General features: G+C 70.5%; 14 protein-coding genes and 1 pseudogene. 5 read left to right on the forward strand and 10 right to left on the reverse strand.

Annotated elements, in window-relative coordinates; all coding sequences use genetic code 11:
• Window positions 1–127: 127 nt before the first annotated feature.
• From CIB93_RS11950 to CIB93_RS11960, 3 genes are all read right to left on the reverse strand, one after another.
• Window positions 128–1,594 (reverse strand): Gfo/Idh/MocA family protein, encoded by a 1,467-nt coding sequence (locus tag CIB93_RS11950; RefSeq protein ID WP_096626766.1) that lies wholly within the window; start codon window positions 1,592–1,594, stop codon window positions 128–130.
• A gap of 238 nt (window positions 1,595–1,832) precedes the next feature.
• Window positions 1,833–4,778: an FAD-binding and (Fe-S)-binding domain-containing protein gene (locus tag CIB93_RS11955; RefSeq protein WP_096626767.1), complete on the reverse strand. Its 2,946-nt coding sequence runs from the start codon at window positions 4,776–4,778 to the stop codon at window positions 1,833–1,835.
• A 70-nt stretch (window positions 4,779–4,848) separates the two neighbouring features.
• Entirely contained in the window at window positions 4,849–5,382 is a 534-nt protein-coding gene (locus tag CIB93_RS11960; protein ID WP_179500071.1) for a MarR family winged helix-turn-helix transcriptional regulator, read from the reverse strand.
• A gap of 114 nt (window positions 5,383–5,496) precedes the next feature.
• Between CIB93_RS11960 and CIB93_RS11965 the strand changes: the two genes are divergently transcribed.
• From CIB93_RS11965 to mltG, 3 genes and pseudogenes are all read left to right on the forward strand, one after another.
• On the forward strand, window positions 5,497–7,305 hold the full coding sequence (locus CIB93_RS11965; protein ID WP_096626768.1) for an ABC transporter ATP-binding protein: 1,809 nt from the start codon (window positions 5,497–5,499) through the stop codon (window positions 7,303–7,305).
• Window positions 7,306–7,371: 66 nt separating this feature from the next.
• A pseudogene (locus tag CIB93_RS11970) lies at window positions 7,372–7,712 on the forward strand (hypothetical protein).
• A 419-nt stretch (window positions 7,713–8,131) separates the two neighbouring features.
• Entirely contained in the window at window positions 8,132–8,998 is an 867-nt protein-coding gene (mltG, locus tag CIB93_RS11975; protein WP_096626769.1) for an endolytic transglycosylase MltG, read from the forward strand.
• A 12-nt stretch (window positions 8,999–9,010) separates the two neighbouring features.
• Here the strand turns inward: mltG and CIB93_RS11980 are convergent, their stop codons facing one another.
• The 3 genes from CIB93_RS11980 to CIB93_RS39595 are packed head-to-tail and all read right to left on the reverse strand — an operon-like array spanning window position 9,011 to window position 11,227.
• On the reverse strand, window positions 9,011–10,108 hold the full coding sequence (locus CIB93_RS11980) for an NAD(P)/FAD-dependent oxidoreductase (RefSeq protein ID WP_257002148.1): 1,098 nt from the start codon (window positions 10,106–10,108) through the stop codon (window positions 9,011–9,013).
• A gap of 22 nt (window positions 10,109–10,130) precedes the next feature.
• Window positions 10,131–11,000 (reverse strand): LLM class flavin-dependent oxidoreductase, encoded by an 870-nt coding sequence (locus tag CIB93_RS11985; protein WP_096626771.1) that lies wholly within the window; start codon window positions 10,998–11,000, stop codon window positions 10,131–10,133.
• Window positions 10,997–11,227, reverse strand: coding sequence for a hypothetical protein (locus tag CIB93_RS39595; RefSeq protein ID WP_373558738.1), 231 nt, complete (start codon window positions 11,225–11,227; stop codon window positions 10,997–10,999). The genes CIB93_RS11985 and CIB93_RS39595 overlap by 4 nt, the downstream gene beginning before the upstream one ends.
• Before the next feature lie 799 nt (window positions 11,228–12,026).
• On the opposite strand from CIB93_RS39595, the gene CIB93_RS11995 reads away from it, so the two are divergent.
• Complete coding sequence (locus CIB93_RS11995) at window positions 12,027–12,449, forward strand: secondary thiamine-phosphate synthase enzyme YjbQ (RefSeq protein ID WP_096626772.1); 423 nt, start codon at window positions 12,027–12,029, stop codon at window positions 12,447–12,449.
• Window positions 12,450–13,753: 1,304 nt separating this feature from the next.
• Here the strand turns inward: CIB93_RS11995 and yjfF are convergent.
• The 4 genes from yjfF to CIB93_RS12020 all read right to left on the reverse strand — a co-directional run bounded on the left by yjfF (window position 13,754) and on the right by CIB93_RS12020 (window position 18,330).
• Complete coding sequence (yjfF, locus tag CIB93_RS12005; RefSeq protein ID WP_096626774.1) at window positions 13,754–14,731, reverse strand: galactofuranose ABC transporter, permease protein YjfF; 978 nt, start codon at window positions 14,729–14,731, stop codon at window positions 13,754–13,756.
• Window positions 14,728–15,735, reverse strand: coding sequence for an ABC transporter permease (locus CIB93_RS12010; RefSeq protein WP_096626775.1), 1,008 nt, complete (start codon window positions 15,733–15,735; stop codon window positions 14,728–14,730). Before CIB93_RS12010 ends, yjfF begins: the two co-directional genes overlap by 4 nt.
• Window positions 15,732–17,282: a sugar ABC transporter ATP-binding protein gene (locus CIB93_RS12015; RefSeq protein ID WP_096626776.1), complete on the reverse strand. Its 1,551-nt coding sequence runs from the start codon at window positions 17,280–17,282 to the stop codon at window positions 15,732–15,734. Before CIB93_RS12015 ends, CIB93_RS12010 begins: the two co-directional genes overlap by 4 nt.
• Window positions 17,283–17,358: 76 nt before the next feature.
• The gene (locus CIB93_RS12020) at window positions 17,359–18,330 is read right to left on the reverse strand and encodes an ABC transporter substrate-binding protein (protein ID WP_257002149.1); all 972 of its coding nucleotides are present in this window, start codon (window positions 18,328–18,330) and stop codon (window positions 17,359–17,361) included.
• Window positions 18,331–18,669: 339 nt separating this feature from the next.
• Between CIB93_RS12020 and CIB93_RS12025 the strand changes: the two genes are divergently transcribed.
• Window positions 18,670–19,701: a LacI family DNA-binding transcriptional regulator gene (locus CIB93_RS12025; protein WP_096626778.1), complete on the forward strand. Its 1,032-nt coding sequence runs from the start codon at window positions 18,670–18,672 to the stop codon at window positions 19,699–19,701.
• The last annotated feature ends 63 nt before the right edge of the window (window positions 19,702–19,764 follow it).

Below are 19,764 nucleotides of genomic sequence, written 5' to 3' on the forward strand. Positions count from 1 at the left end.
TCCCGTTCCGGGGCAACCGGTTTTCCCGCCCGCTCCCGCCCGCTCCCGCCCGCTCCCGCTGTCCCGCCCTCACTGGCTCCGCCGCCCCGCGGGGTCCCGTGCCCGGTCGGCCCGGGACCCCGTGGTGCTACTCCGCGGGCTTCTCGGAGTCCACTCCGGACCGGGCCCGCTTCCACTCGCCCCGGGTGAAGTCCGGTATCGGCAGCGGTACGCCCTTGGCCTTGACGGACAGATGGCTCAGCGGCACGGGGGCCGTCCAGAGGGCCGCGTCGTACACGTCGAAGTCGGGTACCAGGCCGAGCCGCATGCACTGCATCAGCCGGAACACCATGATGTAGTCCATGCCGCCGTGGCCGCCCGGCGGATTGGCGTGCTCCTTCCACAGCCAGTGGTCCCACTCGGCGTACTTCGTGAAGTCGTCCCACCGGTGGTTCGTGTTCGTGGGCTCCAGATAGATCCGCGACGGGTAGTCCTCGAACACGCCCCGCGTACCGCCGAGGCTGTTGATCCGCGAGTACGGGTGAGGCGTCGACACGTCGTGCTCCAGGCGGATCACCCGGCCCTTGGCGGTCTGCACGAGGCTGATCGTCCGGTCGGCCCCGATGTACGACTCCTTCCAGCTCGGGTGGCCCGGCGGCATGTGCTCCTTGCGGTACTCCGCGAGCCCCAGCGCGGGCGTGCCGATGCTGGTGATGCTCACGGCCCGGTCGCCCCGGTTGAGGTCCATGTAGTTGGCGACCGGCCCGAACCCGTGATTCGGGTAGAGGTCGCCACGCAGCCGGGTGTGCCACAGCCGCCGCCAAGGACCCTCGTAGTAGTCGGGGTCGAACATCAGCTCGCGCAGATCGTGGTTGTAGGCGCCCGCGCCGTGCAGCAGATCGCCGAAGAGACCCGCGTGCGCCATCCGGAGCACCCGCGTCTCGTTCTTGCCGTAACAGCAGTTCTCCAGCTGCATGCAGTGCCGCCGGGTGCGCTCGGAGAGGTCAACGAGCTGCCACAGTTCGCCCAGGCTCATCGCGATCGGGCACTCGACGCCGACGTGCTTCCCGTTCAGCATCGCCGCCTTCGCCATGGGGAAGTGCAGCTCCCAGGGCGTCACGACATAGACGAAGTCGATGTCCCCGCGCCGACAGAGGTTCTCGTAGTCGTGCTCGTCCTTGGCGTAGATGGCCGGGGCCGGCTGACCGGCGGACGTCACCTTGGCGGCGGCCTTCTCCGCCTTCTCCCGGACCGGGTCGCACACCGCCACCACCCGGACGCCCGGGACGGCGAGGAAGAGGTCGATCATGCTGTTCCCGCGGTTGCCGAGGCCGATGATGCCGACCCGGATCACCGACCGCCGCTCGAAGGGCACCCCCGCCATGGTGCGGCCCTGCCGGGCGGGGGCGGCGGCGACCGCCTCCGGGGTGACCGCACCGGCGGCCGACGCGGTGCCCGCGCCCAGAGCGCCGAGACCGAGTCCGGCGCCTGCCACGCCCGCCGTGGTCCACAGCACCGAACGGCGGCTGGGGTCCTGCCGGTTCGCCTCGTCGGCCGCACCGCTGTGCGGGGGGAGGGCCTGCGGTTCCGGTGCGGGCCGGGCGTCGTCGTTCATCGAGCCTCCAGGTGGGGTTGGGGGTTCAGACGGTGCGCGAGAGCTGCCGCTCCCCGTGGACGAGCGTGTGCGGAAGCGGGTCTCGGTAAGGACCCTGGAGGGTGCGGCTGATGATGCGCAAGGGAGGTATTTGGACTCTCGTCCCCAAACCTTGGACTTTTCTCACAGCACGCGAAAGCCCCGACTGGTGCAACCAATCGGGGCCCCGGAACGCTCAGTTGTGCGCCCTTTCAGACGCTCATCGGGAGGGCGGCCGGGTGGCGCGCTCCAGCTCCACCAGGGCCGAGCGGTAGGGGTGTCCGGTGGCCCGTTCCATCCCGATCTCGCACATCCGGTTCGCCGACAGGTAGACGTCGTACGGGCGGCCGCCGACCTCGGTCGCCTCCTTCGCCGTCGCCGAATCAGTCAACTCCTTGTGCAGCATGCCCCGGTCGCCCGCGAACGCGCAGCACCGCGCGTCGTCCGGGACCACGACCTCGTCGGCACAGGCCGCGGCCAGCGCGCGCAACTGCGCCACATCGTCCAGGTGCCGCATCGAACAGGTCGGATGCACGACGGCCGAGCCGGTCCGCTCGACGACCCTCAGCTCCGGCAGCAGCTCATCGGCCGCCCACACCAGCGAGTCCACGACGGTCAACTCCTGGTGGAGCTCCCGGTTGTCCTCGCTGAGATGGGGCACCACCTCCTCGGCGATACCGAGCGTGCAGGAGGATGCGTCCACGACCAGCGGCAGGGCCCCACCTGCCGTCCAGCCCCAGGCGGCCTCCACGATGCGGTTCGCCATGACCTCGTTGCCCGCGTCGTACCCCTTGGAATGCCAGATCGTCGCGCAGCACGTGCCGGCGACGTCCCCGGGAATCCACACCGGCTTCCCGGCCCGCTCGGACACGGCCACCACCGCCTCGGCCAGGGACGGCCCCGGCCGGTCGCCCGGCCCGGCGAAGATCCGGTTGACGCAGGCCGGGTAGTAGACGGCGTGCGCCCCGACCCGGTCGGTGGGCGGCAGCCGCCGGGCCGCCGCACCGGGGATCTGCGGCAGCCACTCCGGTACGAGATCGGGGCGCACGGCCTTGCGGGCGAGCCGCGTCACGGCCTGGAGCGGCCGGTCGCCCACCCGCTCCCCGATGATGCCGGCCGCCGCCACGGCGAGCCGCGCCGAGGCCTCCACCACGCGGAAGTTCTTCGCGGTGAGCGCGGCGATCCGCTCCTCGCGCGGTGAGTGCCTGCGGTGCCGGAAGCCCTTCATCATCGCCCCTGTGTCGATGCCGACCGGGCAGGCGAGCCTGCAGGTGGAGTCCCCGGCGCAGGTGTCCACGGCGTCGTACCCGTAGGCGGCCAGCAGACCCGCCTGCACCGGTGAGCCGTCGGCCTGCCGCATCATCTCTCGCCGCAGCACGATCCGCTGGCGCGGAGTGGTCGTCAGATCCTGGCTGGGACAGGTGGGTTCGCAGAACCCGCACTCGATGCACGGGTCGGCGACCGCCTCCACCTGCGGAACGGTCTTCAGCCCCCGCAGATGGGCCGTCGGGTCCCGGTCCAGCACGATCCGCGGGGCGAGTACCCCCGCCGGGTCGATGAGCCGCTTGGTGCGCCACATCAGCTCCGTGGCGCGTGGGCCCCACTCCCGCTCCAGGAACGGGGCGATGTTGCGTCCGGTGGCGTGCTCCGCCTTGAGCGACCCGTCGAACCGGTCCACGACGAGGGCGCAGAACTCCTGCATGAACGCGGCGTACCGCTCGACGTCGCCCGGTTCCGCCGCGTCGAAGGCCAGCAGGAAGTGCAGATTGCCGTGCGCGGCATGACCGGCGACGGCGGCGTCGAACCCGTGGCGTGACTGGAGCTCCAGCAGCGCTTCGCAGGCGTCGGCCAGCCGGGCGGGCGGCACCGCGAAGTCCTCCGTGATCAGGGTGGTGCCCGCGGGCCGGGACCCGCCGACCGCCGCGACGAACGCCTTGCGGGCCGTCCAGTACCCGGCGATCGTGGCGGCGTCCCGGGTGAACGCGTTGGTCACGGACGCGGCCGGGGCGACCAGGTCCAGCCCGGAGACCACCGCGTCCGCCGCCCGCTCGAACGTCTCCTGCCCCGCCTCGTCGGCCGCCCGGAACTCCACGAGCAGCGCGGTCGTCCCCCGGGGCAGCGCCGCCCAGTCCGCCGGAACGCCCGGCACGCTGACCGAGGCGCGCAGGGTGTTGCCGTCCATCAGCTCGACGGCGATGGCCCCGGCCTCGTTGAACCGGGGCACGGCGGCCGCGGCGGCGGTGAGCGAGGGGAAGAACAGCAGGGCGCTGGAGATCCGCCGGTCCAGCGGCAGGGTGTCGAAGACGACCTCGGAGATGAAGCCGAACGTTCCCTCGGAGCCGACCATGAGCCCGCGCAGGATCTGTACCGGCGTCGCCCCGTCGAGAAAGGCGTCCAGGCGATAGCCGTTGGTGTTCTTGATCGTGTACTTGGCGCGGATACGGGCGGTCAGTTCCTCGTCCGCCTCGATCTCCGCCTTGAGCGCCAGGAGCCCCGCGCACAGCTCCGGCTCGGCGCGGGCCAGCTCCTCGTCGGCGGCCGGGTCGCCGGTGTCGACGACGGTGCCGCTCGGGAGGACGAAGGTGAGCGAGGCGAGCGTGCGGTAGGAGTTGCGGGTGGTGCCCGCGGTCATGCCCGAGGCGTTGTTGGCGACGACCCCGCCGAGGGTGCAGGCGATGGCGCTCGCCGGGTCGGGGCCCAGCAGCCTGCCGTACCGGGCGAGCGCGGCATTGGCCCGCATGACGGTCGTACCCGGCCGGATCCGCGCCCGCGCCCCGTCGTCCAGCACCTCGACGCCGGTCCAGTGGCGGCGTACGTCGACGAGGATGTCCTCGCCCTGCGCCTGGCCGTTGAGGCTGGTGCCCGCGGCCCGGAACACGACGTCGCGGCCCTTGCCGTGGGCGTACGAGAGGATCGCGGAGACGTCGTCGAGGTCCTCGGGGACCAGCACGACCCGGGGGAGGAAGCGGTAGGGGCTGGCGTCGGAGGCGTACCGCACGAGGTCGGACACCTGCCAGAGCACCTTGTCCGCGCCGAGCAGGGCGGTCAGCTCGGTGCGGAGGGGTTCGGGGGTGCCGGTCGCGCTCCGGTCGGTGACCCGGTCGACTGCGGGTTCGCGTGCCGTACCGGGGCGGAGGGCTTCGGGGTCGGGCTCCAGCAGCGGCATGGCGGCAATCCCCTCGGCGGCGCGGCGAGGTGCTCGGCGTACGGTCCGGCCCCGGTGGCCGCAGCTCCGCTCAGCAGGGGCGCGACGGCATGCCGTCGACCAGGGCGGACAGCAGACCGCCGAGCACCTCGCGCTGATCGGCGGTCAGTGGAGCCAGGATCTCCTCTGCGGCCGCCCGGCGCGCGCTGCGCAGGGACCGCAGGGTGGCGCGCCCCTCGTCCGTGATCTCGACGCGGACCACCCGGCGGCTGTCGGGATCCGGGGCCCGGCGCACCCGGCCGCTCGCCTCCAGGGCGTCGACCAGCGTCGTCACGGCACGCGGGACGACGTCCAGGCGCTGGGCCAGATCCGCCATCCGGGGGGCCGCGTCGTACTGCGCGACCGTCCGCAGCAGCCGGAACTGGGCCGGAGTGATCCCGATCGGCTCCAGCTGGCGGCTCTGGATGCGGTGCAGCCGACGGGTCAGCCGCAGCAGCTGCTCGGCGAGCATGCCGTCGGTGTCGTGAGAGCCGGGCAGGTCGGGGCGGCCGCCGGAGGAGCCGGGAGAGGCGTCGGCGGAACCGGGAGAGGCGTCGGCGGAACCGGGGGAATCTGGGGCGTCCATACGGGAACAATATCAGGACCTTGTTCATTGTGAGTATAGGTAACAATGAGCTAGGCTCTCCATGTGCGAGGGCCGGTCTGCCCGGCCACGGCCTCACGCCCGACGAAGGAGCCCATGAAACCCGACGAACCCACGTGGACGCCCCTGCCCGAGGGTCCCGACCGGCCGCCCGCCGAGCTGCGCCGCATCCTCCGCCTCTTCCGTCCCTACCGCGGCCGTCTCGCCGTGGTAGGCGTACTGGTCGGCGCTTCCTCCCTGGTGTCGGTCGCCTCCCCGTTCCTGCTGCGCGAGATCCTGGACACCGCCATCCCGCAGGGGCGCACGGGACTGTTGACCCTGCTGGCGCTCGGCATGATCCTCACCGCCGTGATGAACAGCGTCTTCGGCGTTCTCCAGACCCTGATCTCCACCACGGTCGGCCAGCGCGTCATGCACGATCTGCGCACCGCCGTCTACACCCAGCTCCAGCGGATGCCGCTCGCCTTCTTCACCCGCACGCGCACGGGCGAGGTCCAGTCCCGCATCGCCAACGACATCGGCGGCATGCAGGCGACGGTCACCTCCACGGCGACCTCGCTGGTCTCCAACCTCACGGCCGTCATCGCGACCGTCGTCGCCATGCTCGCGCTCGACTGGCGGCTCACCGTCGTCTCGCTGCTCCTGCTGCCCGTCTTCGTCGCGATCAGCCGCCGCGTCGGCCGGGAGCGCAAGAAGATCACCACCCAGCGCCAGAAGCAGATGGCGGCCATGGCCGCCACGGTCACCGAGTCCCTCTCGGTCAGCGGCATCCTCCTCGGCCGCACCATGGGTCGCTCCGACTCCCTCACCCAGGGCTTCGCCCAGGAGTCCGAGCGCCTGGTCGACCTCGAAGTGCGCGCCAATCTGGCCGGGCGCTGGCGGATGTCCACGATCGGCATCGTGATGGCCGCCATGCCCGCCGTCATCTACTGGGCGGCAGGCCTCACCCTCCAGTCCGGCGCCACCGCCGTCTCCCTCGGCACGCTCGTCGCCTTCGTCACGCTCCAGCAGGGGCTGTTCCGCCCGGCGGTAAGCCTGCTCTCCACCGGTGTGCAGATGCAGACCTCCCTCGCCCTCTTCCAGCGGATCTTCGAGTATCTCGACCTCACGGTCGACATCACCGAACCGGAGAACCCCGTCCGCCTGGAGAAGATCCACGGCGAGATCGCCTTCGAGGACGTCGACTTCAGCTACGACGCGAAGAACGGCCCCACCCTCACCGGTATCGGCGTGACGGTCCCCGCGGGCGGCAGCCTCGCGGTCGTCGGCTCCACCGGCTCCGGCAAGTCCACCCTGAGCTATCTGGTGCCCCGGCTGTACGACGTCACCGGCGGCCGGGTCACGCTCGACGGGGTCGACGTCCGCGACCTGGACTTCGACACCCTCGCCCGGGCGGTCGGCGTGGTCTCCCAGGAGACGTATCTCTTCCACGCCTCCGTCGCCGACAACCTGCGCTTCGCCAAGCCGGACGCCACCGACGAGGAGCTCGTGGCCGCCGCCCGCGCCGCACAGATCCACGACCACATCGCCTCCCTGCCCGACGGCTACGACACCCTGGTCGGTGAGCGCGGATACCGGTTCTCGGGCGGAGAGAAGCAGCGCCTGGCCATCGCCCGCACCATCCTGCGCGACCCGCCGGTGCTGATCCTCGACGAGGCGACCAGCGCGCTCGACACCCGTACGGAACACGCCGTGCAGGAGGCCATCGAGGCCTTGTCCGCCGGACGCACCACCCTCACCATCGCGCACCGCCTCTCCACCGTCCGCGACGCGGACCAGATCGTCGTGCTGGACGGCGGCCGGGTCGCCGAGCGGGGCACGCACGAGGAGCTGCTGGAGCGGGACGGCCGCTACGCGGAACTGATCCGCCGCGACGCCCACCGGGCTCCGATACAGGTCACCTGAACACCGCCGTGCCCCAGCGGCCCCTGAGGTGACCGGCGTGGCGCGAGTGCGGCATGATCGCCGCGCATGAGAGCTCTCCTCGGGGTGGAACTTCCCGGCTACCGCACAGTGGACACGGACACCTGGCTGAACGATCACGGCGATGTGCTGTCGCTGCACTGCTTCGACCTGCCGCCGGACCTGCCCGCCGCGCTCGAAGACGGCCCGTCCCTGCGGCACCGCCTCACCCACTTCACCGCGCAGGCGGCCTGCCCTTCCACGCGGCGGACCACGCCCAGTGGGACGCGGAGTTCCCCGACCACCCGCTCACCCGGGTCCGCCGGACGCTCGACGTGCTCGCGCAGGCCGTGACGGTGGCGCCCGAGTTCACCGCGCTGCCGCCCTTCGCCGCACCGCCCGCACCGTAGGCGGCTCCACGGGGGGCTCCGGCCGCCGGTGACGCAGCGGCGCCGCCGCTCCCGTGGGACGGGGAGCGACGGCGCCGGGCGGAGCTATGGTCAGACGAGCCAACCCACGAAGTGGACGACGCCGGCCAGCAGGTTGGTCAGGAAGTTCATCTGGTCTTTCTCCTTGGACGTGGTGCATCGGTGGGACTGCGCAGTAGCGGTCTGCAGCCCGTTGACTGCGCTCTGCAATCATTGCGCCCCGGACGAGTGAAGAGCAACGAATCCCCTGACGATCACGCGTTCAAGCGAACACCCGATCCCTTGTTCGTGTGTTCTGGTGCTCGTTTGTTCTGGCTGTGCCGTACGGCGTTCGTGTCGCCCGAGCCGACGCCGTGGTCGGGCTACCGGACGCAGCCCACACCCCGGGTTAACGTGCCCGCATGGTGAACGAGTCCCCGGACGCCCGCCCCCGCCCCCGCCGCAGACTCCGCCCGACGCGCCGAGGAAGGGTGGTCCTCGTCCTCGGGGCCCTGCTCGTCGTGTCGGCCGCCGTCCTGATCCCGCTGTCCCTCATCGGACCGGACAAGGGGAAGCAGCAGGAGACGCGGCGGCCGAGCACCCTGATGATCCCCGAGGGCCGTCGCGCCTCCCAGGTGTACGAAGCCGTCGACCAGGCGCTCGACCTGAAGCCCGGCAGCACGAGGAAGGCCGCCGCGACGGTCGACCTGGCTCTCCCCGACCAGGCCGAGGGCAACCCCGAGGGGTACCTCTTCCCGGCTACGTATCCACTCGACGCCACGACCACCCCCGCCGGGCTGCTGCGCTACATGGCGGACACCGCCCGCAAGCACTTCGCGGCGGACCAGGTCACCGCCGGATCCCAGCGCAACAACGTCTCCGTCTACGACACGGTCACGATCGCCAGCATCGTCCAGGCCGAGGCCGACACCGCATCCGACATGGGCAAGGTGGCCCGGGTCGTCTACAACCGGCTGCTCAAGGACATGCCCTTGCAGATGGACTCCACCCTCAACTACGCCCTGAAGCGCTCCACGCTGGACACCAGCGCCGACGACACCCGCATCGACAGCCCGTACAACAGCTACGAGCGCAAGGGGTTGCCGCCGACGCCCATCGGCAACCCGGGGGAGGAGGCCCTGAAGGCGGCCATCAGCCCCACCCCCGGCCCCTGGCTGTATTTCGTCACGGTCGGGCCCGGGGACACCCGGTTCACCGACAGCTATGACGAGCAGCTCAAGAACGTGGCGGAATTCAACGCCAACCGCCGGGCCGCCACGACGAGCTGACGGCGGCGACCGTCAGGGAGCCACCGCCCCGGCCCTCTCCGCATTCCGCCGGTGGCCGGCCTCCTCCAGCAGCCGCATGACCGACCGGACGGCGATGCGCCCCGCGCGATTGGCGCCGATGGTGCTGGCGGACGGCCCGTACCCGACCAGGTGGACGCGCCGGTCGCGTACCGCACGGGTGTCCTCGGCCCGGATGCCACCGCCCGGCTCGCGCAGCCGCAGCGGCGCCAGATGGTCGACTGCGGGCCGGAACCCGGTGGCCCACAGGATCACGTCCGCCTCGACGCTCCGGCCGTCGTCCCACTCCGCCCCGGACTGGGTGATCCGGTCGAACATCGGCAGCCGGTCCAGCACCCCCTGCTCACGGGCGCGCCGTACCGCGTCGGTGACGGGGAGCCCGGTCACGCTCACGACACTGCGCGGCGGCAGCCCGTTGCGTACCCGCTCCTCCACCATCGCCACGGCCGACCGCCCCCACTCCTCGGTGAACGGCCCCTCGCGGAAGACCGGTTCGCTGCGGGTCACCCAGAAGGTGGCGGCCGCGTGCCCGGCGATCTCCATCAGATGCTGCGTACCGGACGCGCCGCCCCCGACCACCAGGACCCGCTGCCCCGCGAACTCCTCCGGCCCCGGATAGTTCACCGTGTGCAACTGCCGCCCCCGGAAGGTCTCCTGGCCCGGGTAGCGCGGCCAGAACGGACGGTCCCAGGTGCCGGTCGCGTTGATCAGGGCCCGCGGCGCGTACGTCCCCTCGGACGTCTCCACGAGCAACCGCCCGCCGGGCCCTTCCCGTACGGCGCTCACCTCGACCGGCCGGTGCACCCGCAGGCCGAAGCGCTCCTCGTACGCGGCGAAGTACGCGCCGATCACCTCCGACGAGGGCCGGTCGGGGTCCGCGCCGGTCAGTTCCATGCCCGGCAGCGCGTGCATCCCATGGACCTTGCCGTACGTCAGTGAGGGCCAGCGGAACTGCCATGCGCCGCCCGGCCGGGGCGCGTGGTCCAGCACGACGAAGCCGTCGTCCGGCTCCAGCCCGGCACGGCGCAGATGGAAGGCGGCGGACAGCCCCGCCTGACCCGCGCCGATCACGACCACGTCCAGCTCGCGCACCCCATAATTGTTCACGCTTCTACTAACTCGCCGGGTGCCCGGGATCTTCCCGAGCGCCCGACCAGCACCCTCGCGAGGCCCGCCGCCCCCGCATCGCCGCGGAACTCAACGCCCTCCGGCGACCAGCAGCGCCGCCCTGCCCGGAACCGCCTCTCGGCGTCGCCACTGGCCCCGCCGAGCAGTGGCGACGCGGGAACGGTCGACAGCAGCCACCTTCGCGCCGGCTCGGGCGTGCCGGTCGGTGGTGGCCCACACCATGTCGCGCGAGGAGCCCCGCGAAACGGTGTGCGGCCGCACACCTCTGCTCCTCGGCCAGTCCGCGAATCCATGCGATCGTCTTCTTCGCGGCGGCGGGCGGCTCGCGACAGGTCGGATGGACATCCGCGTGCGCGGCGGTCACCGGCCCCGCGGCCGCCGAAGAACCGCCGAAGAAGATCTCCGGCAGCGGATCCGGCGGCAGTGTGGTCAGCCCGCCCTCCACCCGGTGGTGCTCGCCGTCGAAGTCGTACGGCTGCCCGCTCCACGCGCCCCGCACCACCGACAGGAACTCCGTGGTGCGCGCGCAACGCCGGTCGTGGTCGAGACGGCCCCCGAACCGCCGCTGCTCGGTCGAGCCGCCCCGGTCACCACGTTGAGCAGCAGCCGCCCCCGGGTGATCCGCCGATAGGTGGCGGCCATCTGTGTGTGTGGGGGGCACGGGTGAGATGGCCCCGGGCCGGAAGGCCACCAGGAACTTCAGCCGCTCGGTGTGCTGCGCGAGCGCCACCGTGGTCGGCCAGGCGTCCTCGCACCAGGTGCCGGCGGGCGTCAACACGGCCGCGAGGCCCAGCTGTTCGGCGGCCTCGGCGATCTGGTCCAGATAGTCGATGTCCGGGGCACGCACTCCGCTCACCGGGGTGAGCCGGTCGCGCTTGAGGCCGCCGTCGGTGTAGGCGGGCCGGTCGACGAGGGTACGGCCATCGCCCGCTCCGCCGGGTGCTCGAAGACCCGCTTCTGGGCCCGCTCCAGCCGGACGAGCAGGTCACCGATGGCCCGCGCCCTCTTGCGGTCCTTGAGCGATGCGGGCGAAGTGGCCCGGAAGCCGAGCCCGTTGACGACACCCTCGCCGGTCGTCAGCACCCCGGGCGTCCGCCGTACCCAGGATCCGCGAGGTGTACGGGTCCCAGATCGCCCAGGCGTCGACCTTGCACCGGCTGCACGCGGCGAGCGCGGCGGCGGGCTGGAGGTGGTTCAGCTTTACGTCCTGGATCCCGATCCCCGCCTGTCGAGCGAGGCGACCGGCTGGAAGCGGGCCGAACTGCCCTGCGCGACGGCGAGGGACCTGCCCTTGTCCCGGGGGCGGTGTGCCGCACCCAACGGGGCACGGACCGCAGCCACGCCCGGCGTTCGGATGCCGGGGCGATGGGCTCCAGACCGGGTGGCGCAGGGCTTTCGGGTGCTGGGGCCTTGTCCGGAGCGGCGGACAGGTCGGATGGTGCGTGACTGACGGCCATGGAGGCTTCAAGGGAGGGCCTACGGAGGCGGCGATCGAGGACGGTGACACGGCTCGGTGCCCGTCCGCGCCTCACGGCGACCGCTGCCCATTGGCCCGGAGGTCCGGGCAGCAGGAGCCCGCCGAACCGAACGGATCGGGAGACCGGCAGGAAGAAGCAGCCCACAACGGCGCGCAAGGCGGAAGGCACGGCCGCGGAGGCGAAGCGGGCGGCAAGACCCGGTCAGAGAATGCGCGAAGGGCGCTGAGAGAACGTCAGCAGCCGCGGCAGCGCGTGGCGGATGCCTCCGGCGGCAGGTCGATGTGACCGCGCGAGGCGAGCGAGCCGATCGGAACATGGCGCTGAACGCAGCCATCGGTTGGGACACGGAATGGTGTCTCGGAGCGTGGACGCGTCATCTCACTCGGGGGAGAGAAGATGGAGGCATGTCCGATTCCTTCACCACCACCGTCCTGAACATCACCACGGGTACGGCCGAGACCGTCACGGACCTGACCCGGGACTGCGAGGCCTTTCTCACCCGTTCGTCAGCCGGTCGGGACGGCCTGCTGAACATCTTCGTCCCCCACGCCACCGCGGGCATCGCAGTCATGGAGACCGGTGCGGGCAGCGACGACGACCTCCTGTCCGCCCTCCACCACCTGCTCCCGGCGGATGACCGCTGGCAACACCGCCACGGCAGCCCGGGCCACGGCCGAGATCACGTACTCCCCGCCCTCGTCCCGCCCCACGCCACCCTGCCGGTGATCGGGGGGCGGCTGGAGTTGGGGACGTGGCAGTCGGTGTGCCTGGTGGACACGAACAAGGACAATGCCGACCGTCAAGTGCGGTTGAGCTTCCTGGGCTGATCAAGCCGATCAAGATCGTCCTGGGCGTGGCCGCCGATTCGCCGTACGCTCCGGCGAATCGGGAGAAGGACGCGCGGTACCACCATTGCGTTCCTGCGGGCGGTGGAGGTGAACGTCTCCCACGGCCTTCCGCTGTCCCTGGCGGACCGGCGATCGCGCGGGCGGCCTCGGATGCCAAAGCGGTCGCGGCGATCCGCCGCCGCGCGGCCGACGTCGTGCCCCAGCTCGCCGCGCGCACCGGCAGGGACGGCCTCGAAAGTGCGGCCCCTCTTCGTCAACACATGGAGCACAACGGCCTCTGCCCGGGCGACATCCAGAACGCGGACGACCTGCTGCGGACTCTGCCGAAGGCGAAGGCGGACTACCGGCGCGACTTCCCCGCGGGGGCGCTGGCCCCGGGGCGCACCCTCAACTCGCCTCACGTCATGCGGTTCCAGAGCTCCGGGACGTCGGGCGACCGTCTCAACAGCGCCCAGCTCTCGTACGACCCGGCGCGTCGGCGGGCGACGGCCCTCGCGGTCAACCGTCGCTTCGACGGTCTCTGGTGTCCCGGCAGCAGACCCAAGGCAGGCCGGTTCGCCCACCGAGCCGCTCGGACGTGGAATGTGCGACAGGACTCTCGACCCTTGAGGACCGGATGCTCCCGGACAGAACCGTGGTGCTGTCCGTGGCCCACGACCTGACGCCACGCCCGAATGGCAGCTCGTCGAAGCCCTCCACGAGCTGGAGATCCGCCAACCCGACCTGCTGCTGGTCGACTCCGCACACTTCGCCTTCCTGGTCAGGTGGGGGCGGCGGATCACCTCGCCGCGCACCCTGCACTTGGTGAGCGGCTACATCCTCATGACGCGTGTGGCCCGTCGAGAGATCGACGCGTTCTCGGGCGGGACATGCCGGGCGTCGCCGAAGCCCCGGCCGAGTCGAGCGAGGTGGCGAGGTAGCCGCGGACGCGGGACCGTCAGGCGTGGTTGAGCCTTCTGCCGCCGGGAGCTTCGCGTACGTGTTCGCCCGCCCTCGATCGATCTGTCCAGCCGCACGTCGCACGTCTGAACGCGCGGGGACGGGGGTGTTCTCGGCACAGACCCGTCCGCCGGAGCTTCCGCGATGTCTGGAGCAGGCGAACCGCGCGAAGGGTCCGAGCGGACGGGGCACCCTGTAGCACCTCGGCGCCGGGACGAGGAGCGGCGGTCGCTCTCTTCGGCCTTGGGCCGCCGCGCCGGTTCTGGGGGAAGGAGTCTTCCGCCGACCGGGCCGGGTGCTGCCACCAGTCGCTCATCTGGGCCCACGGCCATCGTTGGTGACGCTCAGGCCTGCCGACGGACGATCAGACGCTGGAGCACGATGAAGGCGAGCAGGAGAGCGCCGATGACGATCTTCGTCCACCAGGAACTGAGGGTGCCCTCGAAGGAGATCAACGACTGTACGGTGCCGAGGACCAGCACCCCCACCACTGAACCCACCAGGTATCCGGTCCCGCCTGCCAGGAGGGTTCCTCCGATGACGACAGCGGCGATGACGTCGAGTTCCATGCCGACGGCGTGCAGGCCATAGCCGGAGAGCATGTAGAGGCTGAAGAGCAGGCCGCCCAGCGCGGCGCAGAAGCCGCTCACCACATAGACGCCGACCTTGGCCCGGCTGGTGGCCAGGCCCATCAGGCGGGCCGAGGACTCACTGCCGCCCACCGCGTACACGGTCCGGCCGAAGCGCGTCAGGTGCAGGACGTACAGGGCGGCCAGGACCACGGCCAGAGCGATCACGACGCTGTAGGTCAGGGTGATGCCACCCGGCAACGTGATGGCCCCGCCCGCGAACTCGCGGAAGGAGGGTTCGGTGATGGAGACCGATTCGACACTGATGAGGAAGCACAGCCCGCGGGCCAGGAACATGCCTGCAAGCGTGACGATGAAGGGCTGGACTTCGAAGTGGTGGATGACCAGGCCCATGAGCAGGCCCAGAGTGGCGCCCGATCCGAGGACAGTGATGATCGAGAGCAGCGGAGGCCAGCCCGCGTTGAGGGTGGCCGCGGCGATCATGGTCGAGAGGGCGGCGACCGCGCCGACCGAGAGATCGATGCCGCCGGTCAGGATGACGAAGGTCATGCCCACCGCGAGGACGATGAGGAAGGAGTTGTCGACGAACAGGTTCGCGACCACCTGCCCCGACGCGAAGTTCTCGTAGCGGACCGACCCGGCCCCGAAGGTGACCGTGAACACCGCGAAGGTGGCGACCACGGGCAGGAAACGCTGGGGAAAGCGTGCGGAGGAAAGAGCCAAGGCGCTCATCCGGCGGCCACCTCCTGGGAGCGGGGCGTAGGAGCTGCGGTCTTGCGGCGGGCGCGGAGCGTCTTCGTCGTGCGGGGAGACTGGAGCAGGCAGACGGCGATCACCACGACGGCCTTGAAGACCAGAGTGACGTTGGTCGGGACGCCGATGGTGTAGACGGTGGTGGTCAGCGTCTGGATCACCAGCGCGCCCACCATGGTCCCGGCGAGGGAGTACCGGCCCCCGGCCAGCGAGGTGCCTCCGATGACGACAGCGAGGATGGCGTCCATCTCGATCCACAGACCGGCGCTGTTGGCGTCGGCGGCGTTCACGTTGGAACTGATCATCAGGCCCGCGACACCCGCGCACAGGCCGGCGAAGACGTAGACCGTCCAGATGATCGTGCGTGAGCGTACGCCCGCGAGCTCGCCTGCCGTGGGATTGATCCCCACGGCTTCGATAAGCATGCCCAAAGCGGTTCGGCGGGTGATGAGGGCGACTGCCGTCAGGACGGCGAGGCTGATCAGGATCGCGATCGGCAGGATGAGGAAGCCTGAGCCGATCTGCCGGTACAGCGGATCCTTGACGGTGATGATCTGGCCCTCGGTGAGCAGCATGGCGCCACCACGACCCGCCGTCATCAGAACCAGGGTGGCGATGATCGGCTGGATTCCGAGGACGGAGACCAGGAAGCCGTTCCACAGCCCGAGCAGGATGCACACGCTCAGAGCCAGCAGGACCGCGGTCGCCGCGTCCCCGCCGCCGGATATGTAGGTGCAGGCGATCGCGCCGGCGATGGCGGCGACGGCTCCCACGGACAGATCGATGCCGCGGGTGGCGATGACCAGGGTCATGCCGACGGCGATCAGGAGCGTCGGGGCTCCGTTGCGCAGGATGTCGACGATGCTGCCGAAGAGGTGCCCGTCCTGGATCCGGAGTTCCACGAAGGAGGGCTCGAAGGCGACGTTGAGGACGATCAGCGCGGCGAGGGCGACGAGCGGCCACAGCAGCCGCGAGCGCGTCATGAGGCCACCGCCGCGGTGTCGTTGTCGCCCGGAGCGGCGATAACGGACATGATCTTGTCGACCGAGACGTCCTGCCCGGTCAGTTCGGCCACTTTGTGGCGATCGCGCAGGACGACGACCCGGTCGGACACGCGTACCACTTCCTCCAGTTCGGCGGAGATGAACAGCACCGCCATTCCCTCCGCCGCGAGATCGGCCACGACCTTCTGGATGTGCGCCTTGGCGCCGACGTCGATGCCCCGGGTGGGTTCGTCGAGGATGAGCAGCCGGGGCCGGGTGACCAGCCAGCGTGCGAGCAGCACCTTCTGCTGGTTTCCGCCGGAAAGGGTGCTCATGATGGCGCCGGGGTCGGCAGGGCGGATGTCCAGCTTCGCTATGTAGTCCTTCACCAGGGCGTCGGAGGTGCGGCGCGGGATGGGGCGTGCCCACCCCCGGGCGGCCTGCAGGGCGAGCACGAGGTTGTCGCGGACACTGAGATCGGCGAAGACTCCCTCGGCCTTGCGGTCTTCGGAGCAGAAAGCCACGCCCTGGGCGATCATCGCCCGGGGGTCGCGGGGGCGGCGTTCACTGCCGTTGATCGTGAGAGTTCCGGTATGCGCGCGGTCCGCGCCGAAGAGCACACGAGCCAGTTCCGTGCGGCCCGAGCCGAGCAGACCGGCCAGACCGACGACCTCCCCGGCATGGATCTCCAGGTCGACGGGTGCGATCGCTCCGGTGCGGCCCAGGGCGACGGCGCTGAGCAGCGGCGCGGTACCGGGAGCCCGAGCCTCCGAGCGTCGTTGCACCTCCTCCAGCACTCCCAGTTCGCGCCCGAGCATCGCTGCGACGAGTTCGATGTGGTTCATCTCGGAAGGCAGGTATTCGCCGACGAGTGAGCCGTTTCGCAGGACGGTCATGCGGTCGGCGATCTCATAGACCTGGTCGAGGAAGTGGGAGACGAACAGGACGGCGACTCCGTCGTCGCGCAGCACGCGCACGATGCGGAAGAGCTCGGCGACCTCGTCGGCGTCAAGGCTGGAGGTGGGCTCGTCCAGAACCAGGACGCGTGCGTCCACGACGAGTGCCCTCGCGATCGCCACGAGTTGCTGCACAGCGATCGGGTGGGAGCTCAGAAGAGAGGCGGGGTCGATGGACAGGCCGACGCGGGTGAGCAGTTCCCTCGCCCGCGCACGCATGGTCCGTCCGTCGATGTGTCCCAGTCGGCGTGGCTCGCGGCCCAGCAGGATGTTCTCCGCCACCGAGAGGTTGGGCAGGAGATTGACCTCCTGGTAAACGGTGCTGATCCCGGCTTCCTGAGCTTGACCGGGCGTGTTGAAGGCGACCGGTTCGCCATGCAGGTGTATGACGCCTGCTGTCGGAGGGTGTACGCCGGTGAGTGCCTTGATGAGGGTGGACTTGCCTGCCCCGTTCTCGCCCATCAGAGCGTGTACTTCACCGGGGAGCAGGCGGAAGTCGACGCCCGAGAGAGCCTTGACGCCGGGGAACTCGACGCTGATGTCGCGCATCTCGACCACCGGGGCGCCGGTGAAGGCTGAGGAATCGGTCATGACCCATGCTTTCGTCGTGGGTACGGTCCCTGCCACCGCCACGAGGTGCGCGAAGGCAGGAACCGGCGCTCCTGGATCAGTACTGCCGGTCGGGGAGGGCCTTCTTCGCCTGCTCGGGCGTGAAGGTGGTCTCCTCGGTGACCACCCGCTTGGGGACCTTCTCGCCGTCCACGACCTTCTTGGCGAGGTCCATGAGCTGGTCACCGAGGAGCGGATTGCATTCGACGATGTAGTTGATCTCCCCGTCGGCCAACGCCTGCATACCGTCCTTGACGGCGTCAACAGTGATGATCTTGATGTCCTGGCCGGGCTTCTTGCCGGCGGCCTTGATGGCTTCGATGGCACCCAGGCCCATGTCGTCGTTGTGGGCGTAGACGACGTCGACGTCGGGGTTGGAGCGCAGGAAGGCCTCCATGACCTGCTTGCCGCCGGAGCGGGTGAAGTCACCGCTCTGGGAAGCCCTGATCTTGATGTCGGGGCGTACGGCGATCTTCTCCTCGAAGCCCTTCTTGCGGTCGATGGCGGGCGCGGCGCCGGTGGTGCCCTGCAGTTCCACCACGTTGACGGGGCCTTTGGTGTTCTCGACGAGCCACTCGCCCGCCTTCTCGCCCTCCTCGACGAAGTCGGAGCCGAGGAACGTCTCGTACAGGGTGTCGTCGTCGGAGTCGACCGCGCGGTCGGTCAGGATCACGGGGATGCGGGCCCGCTTGGCCTCCAGTAGCACCGCGTCCCAGCCGGTCTCCACCACCGGGCTGAAGGCGATCACATCGACCTTCTGCTGGATGTAGGAGCGGATGGCCTTGATCTGGTTCTCCTGCTTCTGCTGAGCGTCGGAGAACTTCAGCTCGACGCCCGCGGTCTTCGCGGACTGCTGGACGGACTTGGTGTTGGCCGTACGCCAGCCGCTCTCAGCGCCGACCTGCGCGAAGCCCATGGTGATCTTGCCGTCCGCGCCGCTGTCACCGTCCTTGCCCGAGGTGCTGCCCGAGCCACACGCCGTCAGTGTGGCGAGCAGTAGAACGCTGACGCCTGTGGCGATCTTCTTCAACACTGCTTCCTCCGTGCTCAACTGTGCCCACTCAGGGTGGCGAGCTTTGTGTGACCGCAGTCACTGGTGCATCAGAGTGAGCGCTCACATATGCCCCGTCAACCCCTGGGACACCGCGATTTTCCGCGCCTGAGATGGGTGCGGGAGGTGGTGTATGTTAACGCTCATTGTTCAGTGCGCCTGAGGGTCAAAAGGCTCGGAGCGCCTCGCATCCGGATTCCGGCGGACGCGGGGAGGGGGCGCTGGCTGTCGGCCCCCAGCCTGGTTAAGGTTCAAGGTGGCGCGTCCCTGCGTGGTCCCTCACAGGTGTCGGGCAGGCGGAAACGGCGGAGTCAGGAGATGCAGGTGGAGGACGCCTCGGCGGCTGCCCGGGTACGCGAACCGGCGATGACGGATGTGGCGCGGCTTGCCGGGGTCTCCCACCAGACGGTCTCCCGCGTCCTCAACGGGCACCCCAATGTCCGGGAGCAGACGCGGCTGAGAGTGCGTGCCGCGATCACTGAGCTGGGATACCGGCCCAACCGTGCCGCGCGCACCCTGGTGACCGGCCGGTCCCAGCAGATCGGCGTGGTGGCGCAGAACTCGACCCTGTACGGGCCCACCTCGATGCTGGCCGCCTTCGAGCTGGCCGCCGCGGCCCAGGGCTTCGCGGTGAGCGTGCGACGGGTGCGCGTCCTTGACCGCTCCTCCATCGCCGCGGCGGTGGAACACCACCGCGACCAGCGGGTCGCCGGCATTGTGGTCATCGCTCCCACCGCGTCCGCCGACGAGGCGCTGGCGGAGATTCCGGCCGATGTTCCGCTCGTGGCCGTCGACGGGGACCCCGACCGGGGCGGAGCGCTGGTCACGGTCGACCAGGAGGCGGGAGCCTTCGCCGCCACCCGGCACCTGCTGGACGCGGGGCACCAGACCGTGTGGCACATCTCGGGTCCGCCGGACTGGTTCGACGCCGCGGGCCGGGTGCGCGGATGGCGGCGTGCTCTGCGGGAGGCCGGTGCGGAGATTCCCCCCGTCAGTTCCGCGGACTGGAGCGCCTCCTCCGGCTACCGCGCGGGTCAGATGCTGGCCCGCATGCCGGATGTGACCGCGGTGTTCGCGGCCAACGACCACCTGGCCCTCGGTGCCATCCGCGCGATGGCCGAGCGGGGCCGTTGCGTCCCGGGTGACGTGAGCATCGTCGGTTTCGACGACGTGCCCGAGGCCGAGTTCTTCTCGCCCCCGTTGACCACGGTGCGTCCGGACTTCGACGGGGTGGCCACCGAGACCCTCAGCCTTCTGCTGGCCCGGATCGAGGGCGAGTCAGGGCCTTCGCTGCGCACCCTCAACCCCACGCTCATCCCGCGGGAGAGCGTCGCGGTTCCGCGCGGCTGAGCCACGCCCTCGGCCGATCCCCCGAATCCGTACCTGAGCCTTACCTGAGCACGCTCACATGCT

Source organism: Streptomyces sp. WZ.A104, assembly GCF_002382885.1.
Taxonomy (GTDB): domain Bacteria; phylum Actinomycetota; class Actinomycetes; order Streptomycetales; family Streptomycetaceae; genus Streptomyces.

Coding starts and splice junctions, on each gene's coding strand:
- CIB93_RS11950 (WP_096626766.1), bottom strand. CDS start 1,594: ATGAACGACGACGCCCGGCCCGCACCGGAACCGCAGGCCCTCCCCCCG.
- CIB93_RS11955 (WP_096626767.1), bottom strand. CDS start 4,778: ATGCCGCTGCTGGAGCCCGACCCCGAAGCCCTCCGCCCCGGTACGGCA.
- CIB93_RS11960 (WP_179500071.1), bottom strand. CDS start 5,382: ATGGACGCCCCAGATTCCCCCGGTTCCGCCGACGCCTCTCCCGGTTCC.
- CIB93_RS11965 (WP_096626768.1), top strand. CDS start 5,497: ATGAAACCCGACGAACCCACGTGGACGCCCCTGCCCGAGGGTCCCGAC.
- mltG (WP_096626769.1), top strand. CDS start 8,132: ATGGTGAACGAGTCCCCGGACGCCCGCCCCCGCCCCCGCCGCAGACTC.
- CIB93_RS11995 (WP_096626772.1), top strand. CDS start 12,027: ATGTCCGATTCCTTCACCACCACCGTCCTGAACATCACCACGGGTACG.
- yjfF (WP_096626774.1), bottom strand. CDS start 14,731: ATGAGCGCCTTGGCTCTTTCCTCCGCACGCTTTCCCCAGCGTTTCCTG.
- CIB93_RS12010 (WP_096626775.1), bottom strand. CDS start 15,735: ATGACGCGCTCGCGGCTGCTGTGGCCGCTCGTCGCCCTCGCCGCGCTG.
- CIB93_RS12015 (WP_096626776.1), bottom strand. CDS start 17,282: ATGACCGATTCCTCAGCCTTCACCGGCGCCCCGGTGGTCGAGATGCGC.
- CIB93_RS12025 (WP_096626778.1), top strand. CDS start 18,670: ATGCAGGTGGAGGACGCCTCGGCGGCTGCCCGGGTACGCGAACCGGCG.